13 protein-coding genes are annotated in these 14,451 nt (G+C 63.4%); 8 read left to right on the plus strand and 5 right to left on the minus strand.

Going from position 1 to position 14,451, the window contains the following annotated elements; translation table 11 throughout:
- The first annotated feature begins 104 nt into the window (after positions 1-104).
- Together FX984_RS29980 and FX984_RS29985 are read left to right on the plus strand one after the other, a co-directional pair.
- Complete coding sequence (locus tag FX984_RS29980) at positions 105-1,049, plus strand: LysR family transcriptional regulator (RefSeq protein WP_012721641.1); 945 nt, start codon at positions 105-107, stop codon at positions 1,047-1,049.
- Between the two features lie 100 nt (positions 1,050-1,149).
- Entirely contained in the window at positions 1,150-2,757 is a 1,608-nt protein-coding gene (locus FX984_RS29985; protein WP_146476780.1) for an alkaline phosphatase family protein, read from the plus strand.
- 258 nt (positions 2,758-3,015) lie between these two features.
- Here FX984_RS29985 and FX984_RS29990 read toward each other — a convergent pair whose 3' ends face one another.
- The gene (locus FX984_RS29990) at positions 3,016-3,921 is read right to left on the minus strand and encodes a TauD/TfdA dioxygenase family protein (protein ID WP_065941064.1); all 906 of its coding nucleotides are present in this window, start codon (positions 3,919-3,921) and stop codon (positions 3,016-3,018) included.
- Between the two features lie 179 nt (positions 3,922-4,100).
- Between FX984_RS29990 and FX984_RS29995 the strand changes: the two genes are divergently transcribed.
- Positions 4,101-5,021: a LysR family transcriptional regulator gene (locus FX984_RS29995; RefSeq protein ID WP_012721638.1), complete on the plus strand. Its 921-nt coding sequence runs from the start codon at positions 4,101-4,103 to the stop codon at positions 5,019-5,021.
- Positions 5,022-5,074: 53 nt separating this feature from the next.
- Here FX984_RS29995 and FX984_RS30000 read toward each other — a convergent pair whose 3' ends face one another.
- Positions 5,075-6,076 carry an ABC transporter substrate-binding protein gene (locus FX984_RS30000; RefSeq protein WP_012721637.1) on the minus strand — a complete coding sequence of 334 codons (1,002 nt, stop codon included), beginning with the start codon at positions 6,074-6,076 and terminating at the stop codon, positions 5,075-5,077.
- A 288-nt stretch (positions 6,077-6,364) separates the two neighbouring features.
- Between FX984_RS30000 and FX984_RS30005 the strand changes: the two genes are divergently transcribed.
- Genes FX984_RS30005 through FX984_RS30015 form a run of 3 tightly spaced genes read left to right on the plus strand, consistent with a single transcriptional unit; the run spans position 6,365 to position 10,396 of the window.
- A complete protein-coding gene (locus FX984_RS30005) occupies positions 6,365-7,957 on the plus strand; it encodes an ABC transporter permease (protein ID WP_027607858.1) in 1,593 nt (530 codons plus the stop codon).
- The gene (locus tag FX984_RS30010) at positions 7,954-8,769 is read left to right on the plus strand and encodes an ABC transporter ATP-binding protein (protein WP_092358642.1); all 816 of its coding nucleotides are present in this window, start codon (positions 7,954-7,956) and stop codon (positions 8,767-8,769) included. Before FX984_RS30005 ends, FX984_RS30010 begins: the two co-directional genes overlap by 4 nt.
- A gap of 16 nt (positions 8,770-8,785) precedes the next feature.
- Positions 8,786-10,396, plus strand: a complete 1,611-nt coding sequence (locus tag FX984_RS30015; RefSeq protein ID WP_027607860.1) for an arylsulfatase — start codon at positions 8,786-8,788, stop codon at positions 10,394-10,396.
- Here FX984_RS30015 and FX984_RS30020 read toward each other — a convergent pair.
- Positions 10,368-11,447, minus strand: coding sequence for a fatty acid desaturase (locus FX984_RS30020; RefSeq protein WP_146476779.1), 1,080 nt, complete (start codon positions 11,445-11,447; stop codon positions 10,368-10,370). The two genes, FX984_RS30015 and FX984_RS30020, sit on opposite strands and share 29 nt — an antisense overlap.
- A gap of 101 nt (positions 11,448-11,548) precedes the next feature.
- Here FX984_RS30020 and FX984_RS30025 point away from each other — a divergent pair, with 101 nt between their 5' ends.
- A complete protein-coding gene (locus tag FX984_RS30025) occupies positions 11,549-12,553 on the plus strand; it encodes an AraC family transcriptional regulator (RefSeq protein WP_065926327.1) in 1,005 nt (334 codons plus the stop codon).
- 102 nt (positions 12,554-12,655) lie between these two features.
- On the opposite strand, the gene FX984_RS30030 is transcribed toward FX984_RS30025, so the two are convergent.
- Both FX984_RS30030 and FX984_RS30035 read right to left on the minus strand, forming a co-directional pair.
- The gene (locus FX984_RS30030; protein ID WP_027607863.1) at positions 12,656-13,021 is read right to left on the minus strand and encodes a response regulator; all 366 of its coding nucleotides are present in this window, start codon (positions 13,019-13,021) and stop codon (positions 12,656-12,658) included.
- Between the two features lie 38 nt (positions 13,022-13,059).
- Positions 13,060-13,746: a Crp/Fnr family transcriptional regulator gene (locus FX984_RS30035; RefSeq protein ID WP_115487835.1), complete on the minus strand. Its 687-nt coding sequence runs from the start codon at positions 13,744-13,746 to the stop codon at positions 13,060-13,062.
- Between the two features lie 83 nt (positions 13,747-13,829).
- On the opposite strand from FX984_RS30035, the gene FX984_RS30040 reads away from it, so the two are divergent.
- A complete protein-coding gene (locus FX984_RS30040; RefSeq protein WP_027607865.1) occupies positions 13,830-14,357 on the plus strand; it encodes an Mpo1 family 2-hydroxy fatty acid dioxygenase in 528 nt (175 codons plus the stop codon).
- The last annotated feature ends 94 nt before the right edge of the window (positions 14,358-14,451 follow it).

The raw sequence follows: 14,451 nt of genomic DNA on the forward strand, positions 1-14,451 counted from the left end.
GTTATTTATGTTTTTACGAACATTTACTGCATAAGAGATAGCCTTTATAAGGAGTCGACCTAATGCATAGCCAATGCATTTCCCGGATATTTTTGATGTGAAAAATGCATATCGATCTGCGCCAGCTTCGTCACTTCATCGCCCTTGCCGAACAACGCAGTTTTGTCGCCGCCGCGTTGACGGTGAACCTGTCGCAATCGGCGTTCAGTCGCAGTATCCAGGCCCTGGAACACAGCGCCGGTTGCCAGCTGATTGACCGTGGCCGCAAAGACCTGGCGCCGACCAAACAAGGCCAGGTATTGCTGGAGCACGCCCGGCGCCTGGTCAGCGGTGCGCAGCAACTGGCCAACGAGATCAGCCAGTTCAATGGCCTGGAGGCGGGGGAATTGCGCTTCGGTTGCGGCCCGGCACCGGCCGGCGGCCTGATCCCGCGCGCCATCGGCAGTTTTATCGGGCGCTACCCCAAGGCACGGGTGCAGTACCAGGTGGACGACTGGCAAAGCCTGAGCAAACGCCTGCTCAGTGAAGAGTTCGAGTTTTTCGTCGCCGACACCCGCCACTTCGAAGCCAACCCGGACTATCACACCCACCGCCTGCGCCCGCGCCGCTGGTATTTCTGCTGCCGCGCCGGCCACCCACTGGCCGGGCGTGGCAGCGTAAGCGCCGCCGAGCTGATGAGTTACCCACTGGCCGTGACCATCCGCCCGCCCAACCTGCGCAAGGTCATCGTCGACCTCAGCGGCCGGCCCGATTACCTGCCCAATGTCGAATGCGAGAACGGCTATAGCCTGATGGGCGTGGTGCTGCGCTCCGACGCCATCGGCATCGTCAGCGCCAACAGCGATGTGCTGCACATGGCCCGGGGCGAACTGGTGTGCTTGACGATCGAGGGCCTGGCGGAGGATCTGGAGGAGCGTTACACCCGCTACGGCATCGTCAGCCGTGCGGGGTATCGCTTGTCGCCGCTGGCCGAAGCGATGATCGAGCAGATCAAGCAGGTCGATGAGTTGGATGAAGAGGTGTGCACGCTGGAGAACGTTGCGGTCTAGGCCATGCATTCACTGCATCAAAGCCAGTCCCCAAATGCACTTGCCAGCCCCCCACTCGAACGGCGAAAAACCTCACCTGTCCTCCGTCTGGTGAAGCCCCATGTCCCACCCCCAACCCGTGCGCAACGTGCTGTACATCATGTGCGACCAACTGCGCCGCGATTACCTGTCGTGCTACGGCCACGCCCACTTGCACACGCCGAACATCGATCGCCTGGCCGCCGCCGGTGTGCGCTTCAACCGCGCCTATACCCAAGGCACCATCTGCGGGCCCTCGCGCATGTCGGCCTATACCGGGCGCTACGTCAGCAGCCACCAGGTGGCGTGGAACGCGGTGCCGTTGCCCCTGGAAGAACTGACCCTCGGCGACTACCTGCGCCCCCACGGCATCCGCACGGCGCTGGTCGGCAAGACCCACGCCACGCCCAATGTGGACGCCTTGCAACGCCTGAATATCGACCCTGACAGCAAGCAGGCCGAGCCGTTGAACGAGGTCGGCTTCGAGGCGTACCTGCGTCACGACGGCATCTACCCCGACAGCCCGCTGTTCGAGGATAAACGCGAGTCCGCGCCCTACACCCATTACCTGCGCGAGCAGGGCTACAGCGGCGCCAACCCGTGGCACGAATGGGCCAATGCGGCAGCCGGTGAAAACGGCGAAGTCCTCAGCGGTTGGCACATGCGCAATGCGGGCCGCCCCGCGCGCGTGGCCGAGGAACATTCGGAAACCGTCTACACCACCGACCGCGCCATCGACTTTATCCGTGAACAGGCCGAACAACCGTGGTGCCTGCACCTGTCCTATATCAAGCCACACTGGCCCTACATCGCACCGGCGCCGTATCACGCGCTGTATGGCGCCGAGCATATCCAGGCACCGATCCAGCCACGGGAGACCAGCGATCACCCGGTGTACCAGGCGTTCCGCCAGCACCAGGAGAGCCTTAACTTTTCCCGTGACGAGGTACGGCTCACGGTGATTCCCACCTACATGGGCTTGATCAAACAGGTCGACGACCAACTCGGGCGCCTGTTCGATTTCCTGCAAGGCAATGGCCGTTGGGACGACACCCTGATCGTGTTCACCAGCGACCACGGCGATTTCCTCGGCGATCACTTCCTCGGCGAAAAAGAATTTCTGCTGGAACCTGCGGTGGGCATTCCGCTGATCGTGCGCGACCCACGCGCCGCCGCCGATACCCGCCGTGGCACGGTGGACGCGCGTCTGGTGGAAACCATCGATGCGCTGCCGACCTTCCTCGACGCCCTGGGTTTGCCAGCGGCCGAGCATCGCCTGGAAGGCCGCTCGCTGATCCCGCTGTTGCACGGCCAGGAAACCCGCTGGCGCCGCTACGCCATCGCCGAGTACGACTACGCCTTCCAGGCCCCGGCCCGCGAACGCCTGGCGCAACCCATCGACCGTTGCCGGATGACCATGGTGCGCAGCGAACGCTGGAAATACCTGGCGTACGACGGCTTCCGCCCACAGCTGTTCGACCTGGAAAACGACCCGCAGGAACTGCACGACCTGGGCAACGACCCGGCCTATGCCGAAGTGCGCGAAACCCACGTGGGGTATCTGTTCGAATGGCTGCGCGGGTTGAAGCGACGCACCACCATCAGCCACGCAGAGATCGATCTGCGTGGCCAACGGTTTCGTTACGGTGAGCCGGAAGCGGAGAAGGTGGTGCAGATCGGCGTGTGGTAAACCACACATCGAACGTGGGGGGCCCCACTACCTCTTCGAAGTAGCGTTGTCGCGCAGCAAACGGGTACCTCTGTGGTGAGCGGGCTTGCCCCGCGTTGGGCTGCGCAGCAGCCCCAGAACCAGGCGCAGAGGAGTGCCTGATACACCGCATTCGTCTTCATCAGGGGCGCTTCGCACCCCAACGCGGGACAAGCCCGCTCACCACAGGTACGGTGTTCGCCGTTGACTGACTGGCATCAGGGCTTGCCCCCTCCCACATCAGAGACCTTTGGTGGTCTGGCTGCGCTGCCCGTGCACGCCCACCGGCACATCGCCCTTGAGCGTCACCCGGCGCACGATGCGTTCCTGGGTGCCGTAGTCGTCCACGGCGTAATGCTGGGTGGCGCGGTTGTCCCAGATCGCCACGTCGCCGGTGTTCCAGCGCCAGCGCACGGTGTTTTCCAGGCGGGTGACGTGGCTTTGCAGCAGGTTGAACAGCTGGGTCGAGTCCGCCTGGGAATAACCTTTCAGGCGCTTGACGAAGTGCCCCAGCAGCAGGGTTTTCTCGCCACTGACCGGATGCACGCGCACCACCGGGTGCTCGGTTTCGTACACCGTCGAGGTGAACACCTTGCGGTATGCCTCAAGCCGCTCGGCCGACACATCCGGCTTGAGCGCGGCGTAGTCGTATTCGTTGCTGTGCACTGCCCACAAGTTATCCGCCAGGGCGCGCAGTTCGACGCTGAGGTCGTTGTAGGCGCTTGAGGTGTTGGCCCAGACCGTGTCGCCACCGGACTTGGGCGCCAGTACCGAACGCAGCACCGAGGCTTTCGGGTAGGCGTCGACGAAGGTCACGTCGGTGTGCCAGGAATTGGCGCGCTGGCCACGGGTGCCGTCCAGCTCCATGAGGAAGCGCGTGCCGTCGCGCACCGGCACCGTCGGGTGGGCAATCGGCTCGCCGAGCAGATGGGCGAAGGCTTCCTGGCTCTGGTCATCGAGGTGAGTCTGCTCACGGAAGAAGATCACCTTGTACTGCACCAGCGCCTGCTGGATGGCTTCGACCGTGGCGGCATCCAGATCGCCGGACAGTGTGATGCCGCGGATCTCGGCGCCGATGCGGCCGGCGACCGGGTGAATATCCAGCGCCTGGGCGACGGGTTGAACAGCTAATGCGGCGTTGCTCATGGTGATGACCCTCTTGTGCCTGCTGATGGGGACGCTTTCCGACAACGCTCTATCCATATGCAATTTAGGTCTAGCAAATGAACTAATGCTTCATTGACGGAATAAGAGCTTGCATTTAAAACCTCTGCTCCCGTGGTCGCAAATGCCTTCGACCTATTTTTAAGATGCAGGGAAAGCATATGGATCTTCGCCAACTGCGCTACTTCATCGCCCTCAACGAACACCGCAGTTTCGTGCGTGCGGCAGACGCCATGGGCATCACCCAACCGGCGTTCAGCCGCAGCATCCAGGGGCTGGAACAGGAGTTCGGCTGCGTGCTGGTCGACCGTGGCCACAAGGACCTGCGCCCCACACCGGAGGGCCAAGTGGTGCTGCAACATGCCCTGTCCCTGGTGCACGGCGCCGCCTTGCTGAGCAGTGAAGTGACGCGCATGACCAAGCTCGACGCCGGCGACCTGCGCTTCGGCTGCGGCCCGGCACCGGCGGTGAAACTGGTGCCGGATGCGGTGGCGCGCTTTATCAGCGCCCACCCGAAAATCCGCACCAGTTTCCAGGTGGATAACTGGGAAAAACTCAGCCGTGCCCTGAGCCGTGAAGAGATCGAATTCTTTATCGCCGACATCCGCCAATTCGAAGCCGACCCGAATTTCCAGACCCGCGCGCTGACCCCCAAGCGCGGGGTATTTTTTTGCCGACCGGGCCACCCGTTGCTGGCCAAGGACAGCCTGTCGACCAACGACATGTTCGACTACCCGCTGGCGGCGCCGCTGATCTCACAGGGCATTCGCAAACTGTTGGCGAACCTGAGCGGGCGCATGGATTTTTCCCCGAGCATCCAGACCGAACATTTCCCGGCGCTGGTGAAGATCGTGCTGCAGTCCAATGCCATCGGCGTCGGCACCGAGGAGGCGTTCGCCGAAGACATCGCCCACGGCACGTTGAAGCTGCTGCACTGGCGCAACCTGCCGCAGAACATGGAGACCATGAGCGCCCGCTGCGGGATTGTCAGCCGCACTGGTTCGCGGTTGTCGCCGGCGGCGAAGGCGATGATCGAGACGCTGGTGGAGGTGGACAGGCAGGAGGTGAGCGTGGCGGTTTGACGGGCCTCATCGGGGGCAAGCCCCCGATGGCGATAGCCCAGGCACCACCCGACTCAAAGCCCCGCCGCCGCCAGGTTCGGCGCCACCCAGTCACTCACCTGGAACGGCTTGCGAATCAGCTTCTCCTTGGAGGCCAGGTCCACCGAACCCTGCAATTTAGCCAGGAACACCGGGTCCAGGGTCGACGGGAAAATCTCGCTGAGGGTCTGGTCTTTCAAGTCATTGGTGAGGATCACCGGCGGGTAACTGGCCAGCCCGGACACCAGCGCAATGTAGGCTTGCTTGTTGTTGTCATCGGTCAACCAGTGCACCGCCTGCTGCTGGGCCTTGAGCAGCTTGGCGACGGCGTCGGGGTGCTCGTCGACAAACTGTTTGCTGCCCACCAGCACCGCCTGGACGCTGCCGGCGCCACCGAGGTCCTTGGTGGTCAGCGGTATTTCAGCCAGCCCCTTGGCTTGCAATGCCGTCAGGTTCGAACCGCCCCAGGTGGCGTCGATCTGCTTGGCGGCCAGCGCGGCATTGGCGGCGTTGTAGTCCAGGCTGATGACTTTGAGGTCCTTCTCACTCAAGCCCTGGCTGGCCAATGCACTGTCGAACGACAACTGGCTGGCCGTGCCACGGAACACCGCGACGCGCTTGCCCTTGAGGTCCTGCAAGGTCTTGATGCCAGAACCCGGCACCACGCCGAGGTACTGCTTGATGTCCCGCGCGGTGGCACTGAGCAGGCGCGTCTCCAGGCCATTGGAGCGGCCGATGATCGCCGCCAGGTCGCCCAGGTACGCCAGGTCCACCTGCCCGTTGGCGAAGGCTTCGTTGATCACAGGGCCGGCGCCCTTGAAGTAATTCCACTGGATCTTGATGCCTTGGTCGGCAAAGGCTTTTTCGAAGATCTGCTGCTCGCGCAGCACGTCCGTTATGCCCCCGCCGCTGTGCTGGCTGCCTGCGCTGAGGTCAGGCACGGCGATGCGGATTTCCTTGAGGTCGGCAGCCTGTACCAGGCCCGCCAATGCGGTGCCTGCCACCAGGGTGATCAGACGTTTGAACGGCAGTTTCATATGCGCAGCTCCTTGTGGGCGAGGGTCGCCTGGGGAGCAGAAAGTAGGCACAACCTGGTCAAAACTTTAAATACTATAAATTCACAATTTAATAGCTTTTAGGACTATGCGAAGGGAAACGCAGGCTCCAGAGGGCTATGCATGGATAGCATCGAAAATATTCTTCGAATGCATTGGATGCGTGCGGGGGCGAGGCTTTAAATGGTTTTTCTTATCCCTCAATCATCTTGATTACGTTTTTATAAGATCGAAATCACATAACGCCCCTGGCGACAACGGAGGTCCTCCATGGCCCGAATCTCACTTTTGAGCCTCCCGCTCGCGGCTCCCGGCGCCACGCCACGTTGGCCGCTGCGCTGTGAACGGCTGTTGCCATGGTTGCTGCCGGTGACGCTGTTTGCGCTGTGGTGGCTGGCCAGCCGCAATCACTGGATGAGCGAGCAGATCCTGCCGCCACCGTCCCTGGTGTGGAGCAGCGCCGTGGAACTGGCCGGCGGCGAGCTGTGGAGCCACCTGGCGATCAGCCTGCAACGCCTGTCCTGGGGGTTGCTGGCCGGCATTGGCGCCGGGGCGCTGCTGGGGGCGATGCTGGGTTTCAGCGCGCGCGCCGAGCGCCTGGTGTTTCCGACGTTCAGCGCGTTGTCGCAGGTACCGACCCTGGCCTGGATTCCGCTGTTCATGGTGTTCTTCGGCATTGGCGAAACCCTGAAACTGGTGGTGCTGGTGAAGGCGATCGTGGTGCCCGTCACCCTGCATACCCTGGTGGGCGTGCGCGACGCCCAACCCCAGTTGCGTGAAGCCGCCCGCGTGCTGCGCCTGCCCACGCACCTGTTGATCCGGCGCCTGATCCTGCCTGCCGCGCTGCCCGCCTTTATGGCCGGCGTGCGCCTGGCCCTGGCGGCCGGCTGGACCTCGCTGCTGGCGGTGGAGTTGCTGGCCTCCAGCGAAGGCATCGGCTACCTGATGGTGTGGGCGCGCCAGCTGTTCATGCTCGATATCGTCTTCGTGTGCATCGTGGTCATCGGCGTATTCGGCGTGGTTATGGACCGTGGCATTGGCTGGCTGGACCGCAAATGGGTGCACTGGCCCCATCCGGCCACGGCGCAGATTCGTCGCGGGCCGCGCTATCAAGGCTGGCAGCGCCTGCAACCGTGGGTGCTGCCCCTGCTGTTGCTGGCGCTGTGGCAGGTCGCGACGCAACAAGGCTGGGTCGACCCGAACATTCTGGTCAGCCCTTGGGTGGTGCTGCACACCACCGTCGCCGGGGTCGTGGATGGCAACCTCAGCGGTGCACTGGGCACCAGCCTGGGGCGAAGCCTGGGCGGCTTGCTGCTCGGTGGCGGCGTTGGCTTTGCCATGGGCCTGTGGCTCGGACTGTCACGGCGCAGTGAGCGGGTACTCGGGCCGACCCTGAGCGCCTTGCGCCAGATCGCGATTTTCGCCTGGGTGCCATTGCTCACTGCCTGGTTTGGCCTGGGTGAGTTGGCCAAGTGGGTGTTTATCGCCCTCGCCGCCTTCTTCCCGTTGTTTATCGCCACTCAACGCAGCGTGCTGAATCTGTCGCCACAGCTCAACGAAGCGGCGCAGGTGTTGCGCCTGAATCTGTTCCAACGGCTGCGACGCCTGGTACTGCCAGGCGCCGCAGCCGGGATTTTCGCCGGCCTGCGCCTGAGCCTGATCTACGCCTGGCTGGGCACCATCGGTGCGGAATATTTCATGCCGTCCAACGGCGGTATCGGCAGCCTGATGATCGGCGCCCAACAACTGCTGCGCATGGACCTGATCATGAGCGGCATGCTCCTGGTCGGCCTTACCGGCGCGGCCCTCAACCTGATCGGCCAGCGCATCGAAACCCGCGCCACCCGCTGGAGACACGCATGAACGCACCTATCGTCAGCTTCAACCATGTGGGCAAGACCTTCGACGTCGACGGCTTCGAGCTGGAAGCCATCCGCGAATTCAACCTGGAGATTGCCGAAGGCGAATTCGTTGCGATTGTCGGCTCCAGCGGCTGCGGCAAATCCACGCTGCTGCGTTTGCTGGTGGGGCTGGATACGCAGTTTCGCGGCGAGATCCGCGTCGACGGTAAAGCCGTGAGCGGCATTGGCGGCGAGCGCGGCATCGTGTTCCAGGAGCATCGTCTGTTCCCCTGGCTCACCGTGGCGGAAAACATCGGCCTGGGCCTGGTCAACGAGCCACTGAGCGACGCTGAGCGCAATCGGCGCATCAGCGATTTTATCGAGCTGGTCGGCCTCACCGATTTCACCCGCGCCTATCCGCACCAACTGTCCGGCGGCATGGCGCAACGGGTGGCGATTGCCCGCGGCCTGGTGGCCAGCCCGCGCATCCTGCTGCTGGACGAACCCTTCGGCGCCCTCGACGCCCTGACCCGCCAGCAGATGCAGGACGAACTCCTGGCGATCCGCGCCCGCGCCAAAATCACCACGGTATTGGTGACCCACGATGTGGAGGAAGCGATTTTCCTCGCCGACCGCGTGGTGGTAATGGAGCCCCGGCCGGGGCGGATCAAGCAGGTGGTGGACGTCGCCCTGCCACATCCACGTCAGCGCAGCAGTTTTGAATTCCATCAACTGCGCGAAGAACTGCTGCATGAATTGACCAACGATGGCCACTACCAGCCGCCGGTGCGCGAACAGATCCGCGATCTGCCATTGGCCTTTATTGCCTGCTGAAAAAAGGAGTGCCTTGATGCCGCAACGTCCCAATTTTCTCGTGATCCTGGCCGATGACATGGGCTTCTCGGACCTCGGTGCGTTTGGCGGGGAAATTTCCACGCCGCACCTGGACGCACTCGCCCTGAACGGCCTGCGCCTGACCGACTTCCACACCGCCCCGACGTGCTCGCCTACCCGCTCGATGCTGCTCACCGGCACCGACCACCATATCGCCGGTATCGGCACCATGGCCGAGGCGCTGACGCCGGAGCTGATCGGCAAGCCCGGCTACGAGGGCTACTTGAATGACAAGGTGGTGGCACTGCCGGAGCTGTTGCGCGAGGCCGGTTACCAGACATTGATGAGCGGCAAGTGGCACCTGGGCCTGACCGCCGAACTGGCGCCCCACGCCCGCGGTTTCGAGCGCTCGTTCTCGCTGTTGCCGGGGGCGGCCAACCACTACGGCTTCGAGCCGACCTATAACGACGACACCCCGGGCCTGCTCAAGTCCACCCCGGCGCTGTACATCGAAGACGACCGGTTCGTCGAGCAACTGCCCAAGGATTTCTATTCCTCCGATGCCTTCGGCGACAAGCTGCTGCACTACCTCAAGGAGCGCGACCAGGCCCGGCCGTTCTTCGCCTACCTGCCGTTTTCCGCCCCGCACTGGCCGTTGCAGGCGCCTGCGGACATCGTCGAAAAGTACCGTGGCCGCTACGACGCCGGCCCCGAAGTGCTGCGCCTGGAACGCCTGGAAAAACTCAAGGCATTGGGGCTGATCGACGCCGACGTCGAGCCCCATCCGTTGATCGAGCTGAACACCCAGTGGGCCGCCTTGAGCGACGAACAGCGCCAGGTGTCGGCGCGGGCCATGGAGGTGTATGCGGCGATGGTCGAGCGCATGGACTGGAACATCGGCCGAGTGGTGGATTACCTGCGCCAGCAGGGGCAGTTGGACAATACGTTCATTGTGTTCATGTCCGACAACGGCGCCGAAGGTGCGCTGCTGGAGGCGTTCCCCAAGTTCGGGCCGCAGTTGCTCACCTACCTCAACCAGCATTACGACAACAGCCTCGACAATATCGGCCGCGCCAACTCCTACGTCTGGTATGGCCCGTCGTGGGCGCAGGTGGCAACGGCGCCGTCGCGGTTGTTCAAGGCGTTCACCACCGAGGGCGGGATTCGCGTGCCGGCGCTGGTGCACTATCCGCAGTTGTCGCTCAAAGGTCGTATCAGCCATGGGTTCGGCACGGTGATGGACATCACGCCGACCATCCTCGACCTGGCCGGCGTGCGTCATCCGGGCAAACAATGGCGTGGCAAGCCGGTGGCGCCGCTGCGGGGCAAGTCGTGGCTGGGCTTCCTCTCCGGCGAGACCGCCCAGGTGCACGACGACAACACCGTAACCGGCTGGGAGCTGTTCGGCCGCCGCGCGATTCGCCAGGGCCAGTGGAAAGCCGTGTACATCCCCGGCCCGGTGGGCCCGGCGACCTGGCAGCTGTATGACCTGGGCCAGGACCCTGGAGAAATCCACGACCTGGCCTTGAGTCATCCGGACAAGCTCGCCAGGTTGATCGGCCACTGGCAGCAGTACGTCGACGAAACCGGCGTGGTGCTCAGCGCGTCGCCGTTTCAGCCGGATTGAGCCGGGCCTGGGGCGACGCCATGGGTTCAAGCCGATTGGCCCGAGCAAACGTGCCGAAATCATTGAAACGCACGCCCATCTCGGCCATGACCTTATGTGCCACCTTGGCCGTCATCTGGCGGATGTAGAACGGCTCCTTCACCACAAAATGGTGAATCCCGTGGGTGCTGCCGAAGTTGAAGCAGAACGCCTGCAACGGCCAAAGCCACCACGGGTTCAGCACTTGGGTTTGCTGGATCACATTGCCCGGTTCCACATCGCCGTAGTAGTGCATGTTGGAGCTGACAAAGTGCAGGCAAAAGGTGCGCAGCACATTGGGGCCGATGATTACCACGGCGGCGATGTCGATCACCTGCATCATCTGCAAGGTGCCGGCGGACCAGTCGATCGGCGTGCCCAGCAGGCTGGCGATGCCGTTGGCGGCATGGAAACCGAGGAAGAGGTACCACGCGCCCCAATGCAGCAGCGCCAAAGGTGCGTAGACCAGCAGCGAGCGCTTGAGGATCTTGAGTTTGTGGCCCCAGGTCCTGGCGCGCAGCATGCGGATAAACGCCGACATCACGTTATCGCCCACCATCAGCAACCGCGCCAGGCCCCAGGGCTCGCCGTTGGTGATCGCACGTTCCTCCATATCGGTCTCGGTGCCGGAGACCTTGTGGTGATTGAGGTGCAGATGCCGGCGGATCCACGGGTTGATGGTGCTCGGCCGCGCCAGCCACACCAGGCCCATCATCAGGTTGTGGGGCACGCGCTGTTTGCGAAAGTACATGCTGTGGATCAGGTCGTGTTCCAGCTCGTGGGTCAGTGAGGCCAGGAACGCATTGAGCAGCAGGCAGGCCCACCAGGCCATATGACCGCTGATATAGAGCGCCGCCGAGCCGATCATGCCGAGCAGGGCAAAGGCCAGGATGCCCGCGCCCAGGGCGTCCTGATGCTGCAGCCACGGGTGCCGGCGACGCAAGCGCACGCCTTCGGCGAGCACCACCTCACGGATATGCGCCGAACGCTGTTGCGCGTTCATCTGCTGGGGACTTGCAGAAGTACCGTCCATGCTCCCATCCTCTTATTCATTGATGGTTACATCCTGCACCAGGGCTTCTTGCAGGACGCTAGCCCCACACGCCAACCTGTTGACCGCAAGCGCCAATCGCCATGACCGAACCGACTTCCCTCGCCAGCTGGACCCGCGCCCTGCGTAAGCAGCTCGATGCCCTGGGCCTCGACAGTGCCGCGCTGTGCGCCCAGGCCGGGCTCGATCCGCAGCAGATGGACGACCCCAACGCGCGTTACCCGCTGTCGGCCACCACGCGCCTGTGGGAACTGGCGGTGCAGGCCAGCGGCGATCCGGCCATCGGGTTGCGGGTGTCGCGGTTTGTCAGCCCGACCACCTTTCATGCGCTGGGTTATGCGCTGGTGGCGAGCGGCAGCCTGCGCGAGGTGTTCGAGCGCATCGTGCGGTATCACCAGGTGGTCAGTGATGCCCTGAGCCTGGAACTCAGCGGCGATGGCGAGCGCTACCGCTTTCGCCTGCTGCAACCGCCGGGCAGCCCGGCGCCGGCGCTGGAAGCCATCGACGCGTTTGCCGCGATCTATGTGCGCACGTGCCGCAACCGCCTGGGCCGCGACTATGCGCCGCTGGCGGTTTACCTGCGGCGCCCGCAACCCGCCGACCCCAAGCCCTGGCACACGGTGTTCCGCGCACCGGTGTTTTTCGGCGCCGAGGAAGACCGCCTCGAATTCGCCGCCAGCGATTTCGACAGCCACCTGGACGACGCCAACCCGGAACTGGCCGAACATAACGAAACCGTGCTCAAACGCACCCTGGCGCAACTGCAACCGCTGACCTGGGAACGCAAGGTGCGCGCGGCCATCGAGGCCCAACTGCCCGATGGCGAGCCTAGCGCCGAGCGGATTGCCCAGGCGCTGCACTTGAGTTTGCGCAGTCTGCAGCGGCATCTGGCGGATGAGGGATGTCGGTTTGATGCGTTGCTCAATGAGTGTCGCCAGAACTTGGCGTTGCTCCACTTGCGTGATCCACAGTGTTCATTGGCCGAGGTCAGCCATCTGTTGGGATTTGCCGATACCAGCAGCTTTAACCGGGCGTTCAAGCGCTGGACGGGGATGACGCCGGGGCAGTTTCGGGATGGGTTGCGGTAGGGGGATGTGTGGGGAGGCTGAAGGCCTCATCGGGGGCAAGCCCCCTCCCACAGGGGAACGCATTTCAAATGTGGGAGGGGGCTTGCTCCCGATGGCGATCGCTCAGCGACCCCGATCCCGCCGCAACAGTTTCCTGACCCGCATCACCAACCCCTTGGCCTCAAACGGCTTGAGCAGGTAGTCATCCTCATGCAACTCCAGCCCGCGCAGGCGATCTTCAATCCCGCCCGGTGTGGTCAGGAACAACACCGGTGTCTCACCCTTCTGCCGGATCGCCTGCTGCAGCTTCCAGGCATTCAGGCCGGGCAACATCACATCCAGGATCACCAGGTCGTATTCGGCGCTTTCGACAAAGCGCTGCGCCGCCATGCCGTTGGCCGCGACTTCCACGGTGTAGCCGGCCTCGTTCAAGCCCTGGGCCATCCGCTGTGCCTCTTCGGATTCATGTTCCACTAACAGCACACGCATAACACACCTCGATTGATCAGGTTTGCAGGCTAACACCCTCAGGTGTGCGCCGCCTCTCGTAGCCGCTGGGCATCGAGGATTTCGATCTCGCCGTAGCCCAGGCGCACGATGCCCTGGGCTTGCAGGTCCTTGAGCAAGGCATTGGTGGTCTGGCGCGACAGGCTCAACATCGCCGCCAGGTCTTCCTGGGGCAGTTGCAGCACGCGTTTTGAAGGCGCCATGTCGCCGTAGCCCTCAACAATCATCAACAGCCGGTGGGCCAGGCGCACCGACGCGGGCATCAGGCTGAGCTGTTCGAGGCCGATAAAACTCAGGCGCAGCTTCTGGCTCATCAGCAGCGCCAGGTCGCGCCAGTAGCGAGGGGATTGATCGAGGATCTTCAGCAGCGCCTGCTGCGGCACCTGCACCAGCGTGCACGGCCCCGTGGCGCAGGCGTCGTGGGTGCGCGGCAAGCCGTCGAACAGGCAGATCTCGCCGAACCAGTAGGGCGCCCCCACCAGGCTCAACAGCGCTTCCTTGCCGTGCTCATTCACCGCACTGACACGCAACGTGCCCTCGAGCACCGCATACAAGCCGCAGGGCGGGTCGCCGCGCTTGAACAGGTACTGTCCCGCCGTCAGCTGCCGCAGCCGCGCATGGGCCAGCAGGCTATGCTGGAAAGGTACGGGCAGGTGACTGAACCAGTGACCGACGGCCAACCGGGCGTGCCATTGCGTCGCATCCATGAGAACTCCGAAGATTGTCGCCCAACTGACAGTTAGTCCCAGGCTGACAGGGCATGATCAAACATCCTACAGGAGGAACAACAATGAAAAGCCTCGTCGATCATCTCAGTCAATACGCCGCGTACCACCGCGATCCGCGCAATATCGCCAGCCACTTCATCGGCATCCCGCTGATTGTGGTCGCCGTGGCCGTGCTGCTGTCACGCCCCGAATGGGCGGTGGGCGGGCTGTGGCTTTCCCCGGCAGTGATAGTGGCGCTGTTTTCCGCGTGGTTCTACCTGCGGCTTGAACTGGCCCTGGGCGTGCTGATGACGGTGTTGATGGGCTTGTCGGTGTGGGCCGGGCACGTGTTGGCGGCGCAGAGCACGATGGTGTGGCTCAGCAGCGGGGTGGGAATGTTCGTGGTGGGCTGGGTGATTCAGTTTGTCGGGCATTACTACGAAGGCAGGAAGCCGGCGTTTGTGGATGACGTGTCGGGGCTGATTGTGGGGCCGTTGTTTGTGGTGGCGGAGGTGGCGTTTTTGCTGGGGTTGCGGCATGACCTGAAGGCGAACATTGAGAAACGCTCAGGCCCGGTGGCGCGCCGCGATCTAAAGCCAAGCGAGGTCTGAATGTGGGAGGGGGCTTGCCCCCGATAGCAGTGGGTCAGCAGCAGATAAGCTGACTGAAACACCGCCATCGGGGGCAAGCCCCCTCCCACATTTG

It is taken from the genome of Pseudomonas marginalis (genome assembly GCF_008692035.1).
Classification (GTDB): domain Bacteria; phylum Pseudomonadota; class Gammaproteobacteria; order Pseudomonadales; family Pseudomonadaceae; genus Aquipseudomonas; species Aquipseudomonas marginalis.